A 14,350-nucleotide genomic window follows, 5' to 3' on the forward strand; every position below is an offset into this window, starting at 1 on the left:
ACAGGAAAAAATGAATGCCTGAAATTTTAAAGTTTAATTTTTAGTATACATTTGTAAGCATAAACAAGGTTGATGGCGAAAAATTTAGTAATTGTTGAGTCCCCTGCAAAGGCCAAAACTATAGAGAAGTTTTTGGGAAAAGATTTTAAGGTTGAATCGAGCTTTGGTCACATTGCAGATTTGCCTTCAAATGAGCTAGGAGTAGATGTCGAGAACGATTTCACCCCAAAGTATATAGTTGACAAGGATAAGCAGGCTCTGGTCAAAAAACTAAAGTCGCTAGCTGATAAAGCTGAAACTATCTGGCTCGCGAGTGATGAGGATCGCGAGGGAGAGGCTATTTCTTGGCATTTAGCAGAAGAACTAGGGTTAGATAAGAAGAAGACAAAGCGTATTGTCTTTAACTCCGTAACAAAAGCCGCCATTCAAAAAGCAATTGAGAACCCTAGGGAGATTAATTACAATTTGGTAAATGCCCAACAGGCAAGACGTGTGCTTGACCGTTTGGTTGGGTATCAACTATCTCCTGTTTTATGGAAAAAAATTAAGCCAGGTCTTTCTGCTGGGCGTGTTCAATCTGTAGCAGTTCGTCTTATAGTTGAACGTGAACGTGATATTGAAGGTTTTGAGCCACAAGCAACTTTTAAGATTGCGGCAGAATTTCAAACAGAGGAAGGAAATGTATTTTCGGCCAAGTTGAACAAAACTTTCGATACGGAAAAAGAAGCTAAGGTCTTTTTAGAGAAAAATATATCTGCTGAGTTTTCAGTAAGTAAATTAGATAAAAAACCAGCTAAAAAGTCACCATCTGCACCATTTACAACCTCTACGTTACAACAAGAGGCTTCAAGAAAACTATATTTTTCTGTAGGTAGAACCATGCAAGTGGCACAACGATTATATGAAGCTGGGTTAATTACCTATATGAGAACGGATAGTGTAAACTTATCCAATGAAGCATTGACCGCTGCTAAAGATGCCATTGTTGAAAATTATGGTGAAAAGTATAGTCATACTAGAAATTTCACAGGTAAATCTAAAGGAGCTCAAGAGGCGCATGAAGCTATTAGGCCTACTGAGATGACCAATCAATCCCCATCTTTAGAGCGTGATCAATCTAAATTGTATGATTTAATTTGGAAACGTACAGTTGCATCTCAAATGAGTGATGCTCAACTAGAACGTACCAATGTTAAAATTAAAGCGAATAAACATAAAGAAGAATTTACTGCAAACGGTGAGGTAATAAAATTTGATGGTTTCTTAAAAGTTTACATGGAAGGTGTAGATGATGAAGATGTAGCAGAAGAGCAAGAAGGAATGTTGCCTGCAATGAAAGAAGGAGAGTCTTTACAGAATAACTTTATTTCAGCTACCGAACGATTTACCAGACCTCCTTACCGATTTACAGAAGCATCTTTGGTTAAGAAATTAGAAGAGTTAGGTATTGGTAGACCATCTACATATGCTCCTACTATTTCTACTATACTTAATAGAGGTTATGTTGAAAAAGGTACTATTGAAGGTACTGAACGTAAGTATCAACAATTAATCTTAGAGTCGAATAAAATTCAGGAAAAAAATCTTATAGAAAATGTAGGTTCAGATAAAGGTAAAATGGTACCAACTGATATTGGTATGATTGTTACCGATTTCTTGGTTACCAATTTCGCTAATATTTTAGATTATAATTTTACAGCTCAGGTCGAAGAAGATTTTGACGAAATAGCTTCCGGTGATGAAGATTGGAAGAAAATGATGAAAAACTTTTATAAAGATTTTCATCCAAATGTAGTTGATGTAGAAGAAAATGCGGATCGCGCCAGCGGAGAAAGAATTTTAGGAATAGACCCTAAAAGTGGAAAGCAGGTTTCGGTACGTTTGGGAAGATTCGGACCAATGGTACAAGTCGGAACTGTTGATGATGAAGAGAAACCAACTTTTGCAAGTTTGTTGCCAGAGCAGTCATTGAATACCATTACCTATGAAGAGGCAATGGATTTATTTAAGCTTCCTAGAAAATTAGGGGTTTATGAAGGAGAAGAGGTATTGGCGAATGTCGGTAGATTTGGACCTTATGTGAAATTTGGAGAAAAATTTATTTCTATGGATAAAGGTGAAAGTGCCTTTGAGATTGAAATGGATAGGGCAATTGAGTTAATTGTTGCGAAGCAGAAAGCCGATGCGCCAATTGCAATGTATGAAGAAAAAGAAGTGACTAAGGGAGTTGGTAGATTCGGACCATTCATTAAATGGAACGGAATTTTCATTAATGTCAACAAAAAGTATGACTATGATAATCTATCAAATGACGATATCATTGAACTTATCGAAACCAAGAAACAAAAGGAAATAGATAAGGTCGTTCAAAACTGGGAAGAAGAAGGTATTCGCATCGAGAAAGCACGATGGGGCCGTCATAATGTTCTAAAAGGAAAAATTAAGGTAGAATTGGCAAAGACTGTCGATGTAACTAAAATGTCTTTAGAAGAAGCTCAGAAGTTAATAGAGAAAAAAACACCAAAGAAAAAGGCAAAAGCTAAACCTAAGTCAAAAAAGTAATATATTTTTAGATCGAAAGATCAGTGTAATATGTTCATAATTTCTAAACCACTTATAAATGGCCTTTGATTTTTTAGTTCCGGTATCGGACAAAGTTTTGGCCCATAATGAGTTACTGCCTAGTCAAGCTATTGGTAAAAATACCTATATACATACTGAAAAGGATGGCTTGCCTGTTTTGGCCAATGCCACTGTGGCTCTTTTAGGAGTTAGGGAGTCTAGAAATGCATTTGAAAAAAAACATGAGAAGTTAGACGTTTCTGGTATTCGATTGCAATTCTACAAGCTGCTAATCGGTAATTGGAACGGTACTATAGTAGATTTGGGTGATATTGAAGAAGGCGCTACTGTAGATGACACCTATTTTGTGGTTAAAGAAATAGTAGCAGGTTTATTAGAGGAGAATATTATTCCAATTATTCTTGGTGCTACCCAGGATCTTACATACCCCGCTTATAGAGCTTTTGATGGCATTAGAGATATGATTAATCTTGTTGCCGTCGATAGTCGGTTCGATTTTGGTATCGAAGATGAAATTATATCGTCTCATTCTTATATGAGCAAAATCATTACCGATAAGCCAAACAATCTTTTTAATTTTTCAAATATTGGTTATCAAAGCTATTTCAACGCACAAGAAGAAATAGATTTAATGGAACGTTTATTTTTTGATGCTTATCGACTTGGCGAAGTAGCCAATAATATTTCTTTGGCCGAACCGGTACTGAGAAATGCACATATGGTAAGTTTAGATTTACGGTCTGTAAAGGCAAGTGAAATTTCATTGTCGGGCAATTTTTCGCCCAATGGTTTTGACGGTCGCGAAATATGTGCCATTGCGCGATATGCGGGTATAAGCGATAAAGTCTCTGTTTTTGGCTTGTACGAGATGGAGAACACCGTACAGTCTCAACAATTAATAGCTCAAATTATATGGTACTTTATAGAAGGTATCAATTACAGAATTCAAGAATCTCCATACTCTAAAACTGAAGACTTTGTAAAGTACAATGTACCTAGCGAAGATGAAGAATTAGTGTTTTACAAAAGTTTATTAACAGAAAGATGGTGGGTAGAAGTCCCATCAATTTTTACTTCACATACTAAAGGCCATACACCTGCGTTATTACCTTGCACCGAGAAGGATTATTTAGATGCATGTAATCAAGACATTCCTGAAAGGTGGTTTAAAGCTTATAAGAAAGGCTTTAATTAACAAAAATAATTTTTAAGCATTAAAGCCTTTAATACAATATTTTATACAAAACATAGTTTTAGATGTTAGAATAAATCATTGTATTCTGAGTTTAACCATAATCGAAATTTAACCTAAAGTATGAAGAAGCTATTGTTATCCTCTATAGCGTTTGTTTTTTTACTCACGAGTTGTGGGTCTAAGACTAAAGGAGAGCTAACCGGTGTCCAGGGAAAAAAGTGGTACCCAGAAAAACCATATGGAATGGAACTTATCCCAAGAGGTTCTTTCATTATGGGTAAGAGTGAAGAAGACCAAGCAAAATTATTGAACGCACCGACCAAAACGGTTACCGTACGTTCTTTTTACATGGACGACACAGAAATCACAAATAGTGAGTATCGTCAATTTGTAGAATGGGTAAAGGATTCTATCGTAAGAACCAAATTGGCAATATTAGCAGATGAGTTGGGTATCGGCCCTGAAGAAGGCGGTATTGGTGATTATGCATTTAAAGATGCAGATACCACTAGAGCATCTGTTTACGACAAGTATATGCTAGATAATTATTCTGGAATGGGCGAAACCGGTTACGAAGGTAGAGCTTTGAGTAAGGATGAGGAATTGGTCTGGAATACATCAGACTATCCAGATGAGTATTATACTGAAATAATGGATTCTATCTATTTGTCTGAAGAGGAATCTTATAACGGTCAACGTACTATAGATGTTAAGAAATTAAAGTTCAAGTACAATTGGATGGATATCGAAGCAGCAGCACGCGCTTCTACAAAGGGTAATAAAAGCCGTAAGGAGTTTATTCGCACAGAAGAAGTGGAAATTTATCCAGATACAACTGTATGGATCAGAGATTTCTCTTATTCGTATAACGAGCCAATGCACAACGACTATTTCTGGCACGATGCATACAGTGAATATCCTGTAGTAGGTATTACATGGCAACAAGCAAAGGCTTTTTGTAATTGGAGAACTAAATATAAGAACGACGATAACAAGAGTAGAGGTAAGCAGTTCGTTAATCAATTTAGACTTCCTACCGAAGCCGAATGGGAATATGCCGCAAGAGGTGGTATCGAAGGTGGAACATACCCTTGGGGCGGACCTTATGTAATAAGTGATACAGGTTGTTTTATGGCTAATTTTAAACCACAACGTGGTGATTATGCCGCAGATGCCGCACTATATACAGTAGAAGCAAAATCTTATGAGCCTAACGACTTTAATATGTACAATATGGCTGGTAACGTTTCTGAATGGACGAATTCAAGTTATGACCCAAGTGCATATGATTATGTATCAACGATGAACCCTAATGGCGGTGATCAATCGAACACTAGAAAAGTTATTAGAGGTGGTTCTTGGAAAGATGTAGCTTACTTCTTACAAGTAAGTACAAGAGATTACGAATATGCAGATTCTGCTCGTAGTTACATAGGATTCAGAACAGTTCAAGATTACATGGGCGAAGAGGATTCTACACAATAAATAGAAGTAAATACAGTTTTATAATAAATTCAAATCAAATTTTAACCAAATCTTTTTTATTAAACCTTAATTAAATTAAAATCATGGCACAGTCAAAATCCACAAAAAAATTATTTAACATGGCCTACGGCCTAGGAGCATCAGTTGTAATTATTGGTGCATTATTCAAAATTCTTCACTGGGAGTTAGGTCCTTTAAACGGAGGTATTCTTCTAGCGATAGGTCTTATTACAGAAGCTCTTATATTCGCAATCAGTGCATTCGAACCAGTAGACGAAGATTTAGATTGGGCATTAGTTTACCCAGAATTAGCTGGTGCTGAAGGCAAATCTGCTCCTAAAAAAGGACAAGCTGCTGAAATAAAAGAAGCAGAAGCATCTTTATCTAAAAAATTAGACGATTTGTTAAAAGAAGCTGGTGTAGACGCAAGTCTTATGGAGAGCTTAGGTTCTAGCATCAAAAACTTTGAAGGTGCCGCTAAAGGTATCGCTCCTACAGTAGATGCAATGGAATCTACTAAGAAGTATTCAAGTGAAATGGTTCAAGCTGCCAATCAAATGGAGTCTTTGAACAGTCTTTATAAAGTACAATTAGAAAGTGCTAGCAGACAAGCTTCAGTAAACGAAGAAGTAGTGCAAAATGCAAGTGCTCTTAAGGATCAAATGGCATCATTGTCAACTAACCTTTCTTCATTGAATGGTGTTTATGGCGGTATGTTATCTGCAATGAGTAAAAACTAAATTGGATTTTAATAAAACCCAAGTCAATTATTAATTAAAATCTAAAAAAAATAAATCCATGGCAGGAGGAAAAAATTCACCACGTCAGAAGATGGTCAACTTAATGTATTTGATCTTCATCGCAATGCTGGCACTAAACATGAGTAAAGAAGTATTAGCCGCATTCGGTATAATGAATGAAAAGCTAGAGACTTCAAACGCAATGACAACCGCAAGTAACGAAGCGTTCTTAGGTAGTCTGGAAACTAAAGCATCTGAAGATGCAGCTAAATATGAAAAGCTGTATAAGAATGCTCAACAGATTAAAGCAATGTCTCAAGAATATTATGATTATTTAGAGTCGCTTAAATCTGGTATGACAGAAGGTATAGAAGATCCTACTGATTATGCTCGTATGGATATGTCTGATTTTTTAGATCAGAAATTATTCCAAGGAGAAAATTTATCAGAAGGCGGTAAAAAGTTCATGAGTAACTTAACCGGTTATAGAGATCAAGTTGCGGCAATTGTGCCAGCAGCCTTAAAGCAATCTGTTATCGATCGTTTCCAAACTGGAGATGAGAATGGTAAAGTTGAAAAAAGAGACGGTACCAAACAAGAATGGATCAACTATCATTATGAAGGATATCCTTTAGTAGCATCATTGGCAAAGTTAACTGCACTACAAGCAGATGTAAAAGTTACTGAAGAAGCAGCTTTAAAATCTATGTTAGAAGGTGAGTTAACAAGTCAAGTTTCTTTAAAGAATTTTGCAACATCACTTGCATCTTCTAAATCTGCATACTACACAGGTGAGAAGTACGATGGTAAGATTATCATTAGTAAAACTGATAATTCTTCTACTCCAGTAAGAGCTGAATTAACTTTAGATGGTAGAAAACTTTCAGAAGGTTCTGATTATAAATTAGAAGCAGGTGGGGTTAAAATGCTAATTGGTTCTGGTTCTGCCGGTGATCATGAAGTAAAAGGTATAATCTACTTTAAGCAAGATGGTGAAGAAATTCCTGTAGAGGTTAATAATTCATTCGCAACAATATCTAAGCCAGGTGGCGCTTTAATCGCAGCTGATAAGATGAATGTTGTTTACCGTGGGGTAGCAAATCCAATGTCGATTTCTATACCAGGTATTGCAAATAACAAAGTAAATGCTTCTGCACCAGGCTTAAAGTCAATAGGTGGTAGTAAGTATATTATGAACCCAGGTACTGGTAGAACAGTTACTATTAAGGCTTCAGGTACATTGCCAGATGGTGAGCCAGTTGGATCATCATTAGAATTCAGAATTAAAGATATTCCAAGACCAGAAGGTAGTGTAAGTAAGCAGACAGGTAGTATTAAACTTCCTAAAAGAAATGTTGAAATAGCTACAATAGGTGCTGGTTTAGAAGATTTCGATTTTGATTTAAATCTTGCAGTAAGCGGGTTTAAATTTAAAGTACCAGGTCAACCAACTGTTACCGTAAGAGGAAATAAGATGGATGGTAAAGCCAAATCAGCTTTGGAACGTGCTAAAAGAGGAGATATCGTTCAAATATTTGATATCGAAGCTTATATCACAAATAATAAAAGTTACAAGTTGAAGAAAGTATCTCCAGTAGTTGTGGAGATTACAAACTAAATTAAATGGAATTCTACCGGGTAAGCCTAACGGTCTTACCCGGTTAATTTTAAAGTGAATCAAACATGAATTGGAAAAATGTTTTAGTAATGGGAGCGGTAACTATGTTGCCTCTATCAATGATGGCCCAAGCAAATGTATTGAATGCTAAAAAACCCGATGAGGTTGGTGTTCGTACAGAAGCTCAGAAAGCTGTCGATAATGACGCTCCGTTAGAATACGGTTATGTAGATGATAGGGATATACTTTGGTCTAAAACTTTATGGGAGACCGTAGATTTAGATGAAAGAATTAATTTCCCATTATATTATCCAACAGATACTATGGATATTGGACCAGATAGAAGGTCTTTATATCACGTTCTGATTAAAAATTTAAAGAGTGGAAAATTAGAAACTTATACAGATTCTTATTTCACTAAAAAAAGGTCTTTTAGCGATTTAAAAGATGCCTTACAGATGGTTGATACTCTTGATTATGGGTATGAGCAAATGAATGCAGGTGAAACTGTTTCAGAAGAATATATTACTCGTAGAAATATATCAGCATCTGATATAGAAGAATATCATATTAAAGGAATTTGGTATTTTGATAAAAGACAAGGTGAGTTAAAATACCGACTTTTAGGTATTGCCCCAGTTGCCCCAGATGTAAATTTTATGGATGATGATAATCCTGATATGGTTGAACTATTCTGGGTTTGGTTTCCAGATGCACGTGAAATACTTCATGAAGCAAAAGTTTTTAACCAACAGAATTCCGCTCAGCCTATCTCTTACGATATGTTGTTGAACGCAAGAAGGTTTAACGCAATTATCTATAAAGAGGATAATATTCAAGGTGATAGAAATATAGATGATTATATTGCAGATAATGCTTTGTTTCAGTTATTAGAGGCTAAACGTATCAAAGAAGCTATTCGAGATAAAGAACAGGATATGTGGGCCTATTAAGCTTAATAAAACATCCAATTCAAATAATAAAAACCCAATCGGAAGATTGGGTTTTTTGTTTTTGTAAATAAATGAATTCATTTGTCATTACCTTTGCGGCATGGTAGATTACATGGTAGTAGGACTAGGATTGGCAGGTACGGCTTTTTGTGAAACACTGCGTAGAAATAACAAAACCTTTGTTGTTTTTAATGATCAGTCGCAAACATCTTCAAGAGTTGCAGGCGGACTCTATAATCCTATTATTTTAAAACGTTTTACATTATCATGGAGGGCAGATGAACAACTGGCTGTATCGGTTGATTTTTATAAGCAACTTGAACAATTCTTGAATATTCAATTTGATGAAAAGTTGAATGTATTACGAAAATTCGCCTCTATTGAAGAGCAGAATTTATGGTTTGAAGCTGCGGATAAAAAAAGCTTGAAACAATTTTTAGATACGCAATTAGTTTCAAACAAAAATGCAGGGATTAAGGTTCCTTTCGAATTCGGAAAGGTTTTAGAAACCGGTAAGCTAGACACCAAAGTTCTCTTTGATGGGTATACGAAATGGTTGAAACAAGAAAAAAGTATATTTTTAGAGACGTTTGATTATAACGAGTTGAAAGTTCTACCAAATTTTGTTAGTTATAAAGGAATAAGTGCTAAAAATGTAGTTTTTGCTGAAGGTTTTGGAATGATACATAATCCGTATTTCAAGTATTTACCCATGCAAGGCTCAAAAGGAGAATACTTGGTTATTGAAGCAAAAGAACTTCAGGAAAGGAATATTATAAAATCGTCAATTTTTTTAATTCCGTTAGGTAATGATTTGTATAAAGTAGGGGCAACTTACAATAGAGATCAAAAAGATAACGGCATTACCGAAGATGCCAAAGAAGAATTGCAAAAAAAATTAGACAGCCTCTTAAATTGTGCTTACAAGGTAATAGATCAAGAGGCTGGCGTTAGACCAACGGTAAAAGACAGAAGGCCTTTAGTTGGTAAACATCCCAAGTATAATAATCTATGGGTTTTAAACGGTTTCGGCTCACATGGTATTATGATTGCCCCTTGGGCATCAAAAGCATTGTATGAACGAATAGAAATAGACGCCCCACTTCTAGATGAAATGGATATTGCAAGGTTTAATTGAAATTAAGAGTTCTTAAGTTTAACCTTCGAATCATATTTCACAAAAATGTTAATCCAAATATTTCTTGACAATCTCATAATTACGGGCATAAAGACAATCATGGTAATAACAATGGCAATAAATGTTTGAATGAGGTTGGCGCCGATGATTAATTTTGCGATTACAAAAGCGGCAACAGCAAAGGCAATTCCTACTCCATAACTCACATACATAGCCCCATAAAAAAAAGAAGGCTCTATTTTATATTTAAAGTCACATTGACCACATCTTTCATGCATTTTAAAGATTTTACCCAAATGATATGGGTTTTCGTCCAAATACATACTTTCTTGGTGACATCTTGGACAACTTCCTGTTAAAATGCTGTAGAGTTTGTTTCCTTTTTTTAACATTTGCAAAACTTTATACAAAGGTACAATTTTAAGGCTCTTTTCATCTTATTGAGAACCCATTAAACACAAATTTTGCTTAAGAATAATCATTCTATAAAGGTGATTTTTTTAAGAATAAACTATAAGAAATATTATTTATGTTAAACGTTCACAACCTATCAGTATCCTTTGGCGGAGAATCTCTTTTTGAAGAAATCTCTTTTCGATTAAATGGAGGAAATAGAGTAGGTCTTGTAGGGAAGAATGGTGCAGGAAAATCAACTTTATTAAAAATGCTTAATAAGGATATGGCTTTAGATACCGGGGTTATTGCGGTTGAGAAGGATATTAAAATAGGTTTTCTAAGACAAGATATAGATTTCGTACAGGGTAGATCGGTTTTGGATGAGGCTTACCAAGCTTTTGAGGAGATTAAGGCCTTAGAGCTAAGGTTAGATGAAATTAATCATCAACTGGCAGAACGAACAGATTACGAAACCGATTCATATAGTCAGCTTATAGTAGATTTAAATGATGTATCTCATCATTATGAAATATTAGGAGGATACAATTATCAAGGTGAAACAGAAAAAATTCTTCAAGGTTTAGGTTTTAGACGCGAAGATTTTGAAAAAAAGACCGAAACATTCTCTGGTGGTTGGCGTATGCGAATTGAGTTAGCAAAATTGTTATTGCAAAGTAACGATGTGCTGTTACTCGATGAGCCGACAAACCACTTGGATATTGAATCAATTATTTGGTTCGAACAATTCTTAAACAATTACACAGGAGCCGTGGTAATTGTTTCGCACGATAAAATGTTCTTAGATAACGTTACCAACAGGACTATAGAAATATCATTAGGTCGTATCTATGATTACAATAAGCCGTATACACAATACCTTGTTTTAAGAAACGAAATCAAGCAACAACAGGTAAACGCTCAAAAGAACCAAGAAAAAGAAATTCAACAAGCAGAACGACTTATTGAAAAATTTAGGGCAAAATCTACCAAAGCTTCAATGGCGCAATCCTTAATTAAAAAATTAGATAAAATTGAGCGTATTGAGGTTGATGAAGATGATAATAGTGTAATGAGTCTACGTTTTCCAATATCTGTTACTCCAGGTAGGGTCGTAGTAGAGATCGAAGGGCTTTCGAAGGCATATGGTAGCAACCATGTACTTGATGATATTAACCTTTTAATAGAACGTGATAGCAAAACTGCATTTGTTGGTCAGAATGGTCAAGGTAAATCTACTTTGGCGAAAATTATTGTTGGCGATTTAGAACATAAAGGACATTTGAAACTAGGTCATAATGTTCAGATAGGATATTTTGCTCAGAACCAAGCGGAGTATTTAGATGGTGATAAAACCATTTTAGATACGATGATAGATGCTGCCAATGAAAAGAATAGAAGTAAGGTGCGAGATATCTTAGGCTCTTTTCTATTTAGGGGAGATGAAGTTGAAAAATATGTAAAAGTTTTATCGGGTGGTGAAAGAAACCGACTTGCCTTGGCGAAAATGCTATTACAGCCATTTAATGTATTGGTAATGGATGAACCTACCAACCACCTCGATATTAAATCGAAAAACGTATTAAAACAAGCATGTTTAAACTTTGAGGGGACATTGATTTTGGTTTCTCACGATAGAGATTTTCTACAAGGCTTAACTAATAAGGTTTATGAGTTTAAGGACCAAAAAATTAAGGAATATCTTGGTGATGTAGAGTACTATTTAGAACAACGTAAAGTAGAAAACTTTAGAGCTATTGAAAAAAAGCAGGTAGTTGCCGTTGAAAAGGAGAAGCCAAAAGAATCGAATTCTTTTCAAGACCAGAAGAAATTAAAGAGTTTAAAAAATCAATTAAGCTCTATAGAAAGTAAGATTGGTAGTCTTGAAAAAGAAATTAAAGAGATAGATCATAACCTCTTGGTAGATTACGATAAAACAATTGCTAAATTTAACTTTTTCGATACTTACCAAGCAAAGAAGAATAAATTAGAAAAGCTAATGCAAGATTGGGAGGTTCTTACATTAGATATAGAGTCTTTAGTGTAGTCAAATTTCATAGACCATGCTTTTAGTAAGTTTCACAACATAAATAGGCACTTTCACAACAAACATGGGTTAGTCAACGATAAAATTTTAGTTTTAGCCGTTATTAGTTCAAATTTGTAGGAGAATTCCTAACTAAAGGAGTTATATAAACGCCAACATATGAAAAAACTATACTATTTAAGTTTTGGCTTATTATTTCTGACAACAGTATGTTTTGCAGAGATATCTAAAAAGGAGAAGAAAGCCTTGGTGGATTTGTACACAACTACCAATGGTAAACATTGGGTTAAGAAATGGGATTTGAATACTCCAGTTTCTCAATGGTACGGAGTAACAATCGAAGACAATAAAGTTGTTGAAATTAATTTGTTCCATAATAATCTTATGGGGCCAATATCATCTGAGATTGGTAAATTAGAACATCTTAAAGTATTGAATCTGGCTTTTAATTCTTTAACAGGTGCGCTTCCTATAGAAATCGTTAACCTTTCTAATTTAAAAGTATTGAAATTAGAGATGAATAGATTAACAGGTGCGCTTCCGAATGAAATAGGAAATTTAAACCAGTTAGTAGAGCTTTCAGCGTTCAATAATTTTCTAACAGGTAAGATACCTGCTACAGTAGGAAATTTAAAAGAGTTAAAGGTGTTGAATCTTTCAAGTAATGATTTTTATGGTGATATACCAGCTTCTTTAGGGCAATTATCACAATTGGAAACATTAGGCTTATTTGAAAATAATTTAGAAGGTGCCATTCCAAAAGATATGGGTAGGTTAAGCAATTTGAAAGAGTTGGTTTTAGCGAATAACCGACTTGATGGTGACATACCTAATGAATTTGCTCAATTGGCAAGCTTAGAGGTTTTTCAAATTCAAAATAATAATTTCAGTTCTTTTAAAGCTTTAGAGTTTTTAGAAACAAAAGAATACCTAGTTTTCGATTATGATAAGGATGATAGAAAACTTGAATTTAAAGATATCAACTTCAAAAAGACCAGAATGGCCGAGACGAAGTTTGAAGATATAGAAGAGTAAGAGTAGTTTACACTTTTAGTTAGTTTGGTGAAAGAAAGAGATGTTGAAGAGCATCTCTTTTTTGATTAATATACTTTAACATTTTCGAGGTATCATAAATTTATTTTTTGAACGTTATATAGTAGGTGCTTTTTAGTCTGTCCCTGTTTTTTAAAAGAGTTAACAGGAGTTTAGAGTTGAAAAATATACCCCACGATCAATTAATTTTCTTATAATGAAAAACATTCTAAAATATAGCTTCATAATTCTCTTTACGGTGAGTGGTTGCATGGTTAGTGCCCAAATTCCTAAAAGTGAAAAACAATATTTAATAGAGTTCCATAAAAGCTCAGTTGGTGAGCAATGGCAGAATACTTGGAATTTAAAAGCGGATCCTTCTACATGGTACGGGGTAGAAATAAATGAGGGGCATGTTGTTGGTTTAAAGTTATACCGTAATAATCTTAGTGGAAAAATTCCTAATGGTATTGCCGCTCTTACCAATTTAAAGACTTTGAATCTTTCATTTAATACATTAGAGGGTAGCTTGCCTCAAGATTTATTTGAATTATCAGAGTTAAGGTCACTTAGGCTTGAAATGAATAAGTTAAGCGGAACATTGCCTCAAGACTATTCTAAAATGAAGAATCTTGAAGAGCTATCGATGTTTAATAATTTGTTCGATGGAGTTATACCAAGCGGAATTGGGCAATTAGAAAATTTAAAAGCCTTAAATCTTTCGAGTAACTATTTAGAGGGTAGTTTGCCAAAGTCAATTGAAAAGCTGACAAATTTAGAAAGGTTAGAGCTTTTTGGTAATAAGTTGGCGGGGTCAATTGATGTTGATTTAGGGATGCTGGTAAATTTAAAAGAACTGATACTTTCTTACAATCAATTTGAGGGTGATTTGCCAAGAAGTATGGCTACGTTAAGTAATCTTGAATTTGTACAATTACAAGGTAATGATTTTAGGTCGTTGAACTCTTTGTTAAGAATGCAAAGTCAAAACTTAGCTGTTTTTGATAGTGACGACGAATTTTTAAACATGAAGTTCAGTAACCGGACATTGAATAAAACTCGTGTGGTAGATACAAACTATGAGGACGTTAAAAGAAATTAGACTTACTTAATTAGTAAAAAAAGGGATGCTTTAGCATCCCTTTTTTTTGTTAACTAGTATAGTA

At 34.6% G+C, this 14,350-nt stretch carries 11 protein-coding genes; 10 read left to right on the forward strand and 1 reads right to left on the reverse strand.

The window, feature by feature from the left end; translation table 11 throughout:
- The first annotated feature begins 72 nt into the window (after nucleotides 1-72).
- From topA to B5X55_RS17190, 7 genes are all read left to right on the forward strand, one after another.
- Nucleotides 73-2,562: a type I DNA topoisomerase gene (gene topA / locus B5X55_RS17160; protein WP_079514175.1), complete on the forward strand. Its 2,490-nt coding sequence runs from the start codon at nucleotides 73-75 to the stop codon at nucleotides 2,560-2,562.
- A gap of 58 nt (nucleotides 2,563-2,620) precedes the next feature.
- The gene (locus B5X55_RS17165) at nucleotides 2,621-3,778 is read left to right on the forward strand and encodes a formimidoylglutamase (RefSeq protein WP_079514177.1); all 1,158 of its coding nucleotides are present in this window, start codon (nucleotides 2,621-2,623) and stop codon (nucleotides 3,776-3,778) included.
- Between the two features lie 120 nt (nucleotides 3,779-3,898).
- Nucleotides 3,899-5,263, forward strand: coding sequence for a T9SS ring complex lipoprotein PorK/GldK (porK, locus tag B5X55_RS17170; RefSeq protein ID WP_079514179.1), 1,365 nt, complete (start codon nucleotides 3,899-3,901; stop codon nucleotides 5,261-5,263).
- An 83-nt stretch (nucleotides 5,264-5,346) separates the two neighbouring features.
- Nucleotides 5,347-6,003: a type IX secretion system motor protein PorL/GldL gene (gene porL, locus B5X55_RS17175; RefSeq protein ID WP_079514181.1), complete on the forward strand. Its 657-nt coding sequence runs from the start codon at nucleotides 5,347-5,349 to the stop codon at nucleotides 6,001-6,003.
- A 58-nt stretch (nucleotides 6,004-6,061) separates the two neighbouring features.
- Nucleotides 6,062-7,621, forward strand: coding sequence for a type IX secretion system motor protein PorM/GldM (gene porM / locus B5X55_RS17180; RefSeq protein WP_079514183.1), 1,560 nt, complete (start codon nucleotides 6,062-6,064; stop codon nucleotides 7,619-7,621).
- 65 nt (nucleotides 7,622-7,686) lie between these two features.
- A complete protein-coding gene (porN, locus tag B5X55_RS17185) occupies nucleotides 7,687-8,574 on the forward strand; it encodes a type IX secretion system ring subunit PorN/GldN (protein WP_079514185.1) in 888 nt (295 codons plus the stop codon).
- Between the two features lie 100 nt (nucleotides 8,575-8,674).
- The gene (locus tag B5X55_RS17190; RefSeq protein WP_079514187.1) at nucleotides 8,675-9,712 is read left to right on the forward strand and encodes an NAD(P)/FAD-dependent oxidoreductase; all 1,038 of its coding nucleotides are present in this window, start codon (nucleotides 8,675-8,677) and stop codon (nucleotides 9,710-9,712) included.
- A gap of 2 nt (nucleotides 9,713-9,714) precedes the next feature.
- Here B5X55_RS17190 and B5X55_RS17195 read toward each other — a convergent pair whose 3' ends face one another.
- On the reverse strand, nucleotides 9,715-10,104 hold the full coding sequence (locus B5X55_RS17195) for a DUF983 domain-containing protein (protein WP_079514189.1): 390 nt from the start codon (nucleotides 10,102-10,104) through the stop codon (nucleotides 9,715-9,717).
- A 137-nt stretch (nucleotides 10,105-10,241) separates the two neighbouring features.
- Between B5X55_RS17195 and B5X55_RS17200 the strand changes: the two genes are divergently transcribed.
- The 3 genes from B5X55_RS17200 (at nucleotide 10,242) to B5X55_RS17210 (ending at nucleotide 14,286) form a co-directional block, all read left to right on the forward strand.
- The gene (locus B5X55_RS17200; protein WP_079514191.1) at nucleotides 10,242-12,152 is read left to right on the forward strand and encodes an ABC-F family ATP-binding cassette domain-containing protein; all 1,911 of its coding nucleotides are present in this window, start codon (nucleotides 10,242-10,244) and stop codon (nucleotides 12,150-12,152) included.
- A gap of 159 nt (nucleotides 12,153-12,311) precedes the next feature.
- Nucleotides 12,312-13,187, forward strand: a complete 876-nt coding sequence (locus tag B5X55_RS17205) for a leucine-rich repeat domain-containing protein (RefSeq protein ID WP_079514193.1) — start codon at nucleotides 12,312-12,314, stop codon at nucleotides 13,185-13,187.
- A 214-nt stretch (nucleotides 13,188-13,401) separates the two neighbouring features.
- A complete protein-coding gene (locus B5X55_RS17210) occupies nucleotides 13,402-14,286 on the forward strand; it encodes a leucine-rich repeat domain-containing protein (RefSeq protein ID WP_079514195.1) in 885 nt (294 codons plus the stop codon).
- Nucleotides 14,287-14,350: the final 64 nt, after the last annotated feature.

The sequence above is a fragment of the Maribacter arcticus genome (assembly GCF_900167935.1).
Taxonomy (GTDB): Bacteria; Bacteroidota; Bacteroidia; order Flavobacteriales; family Flavobacteriaceae; genus Maribacter; species Maribacter arcticus.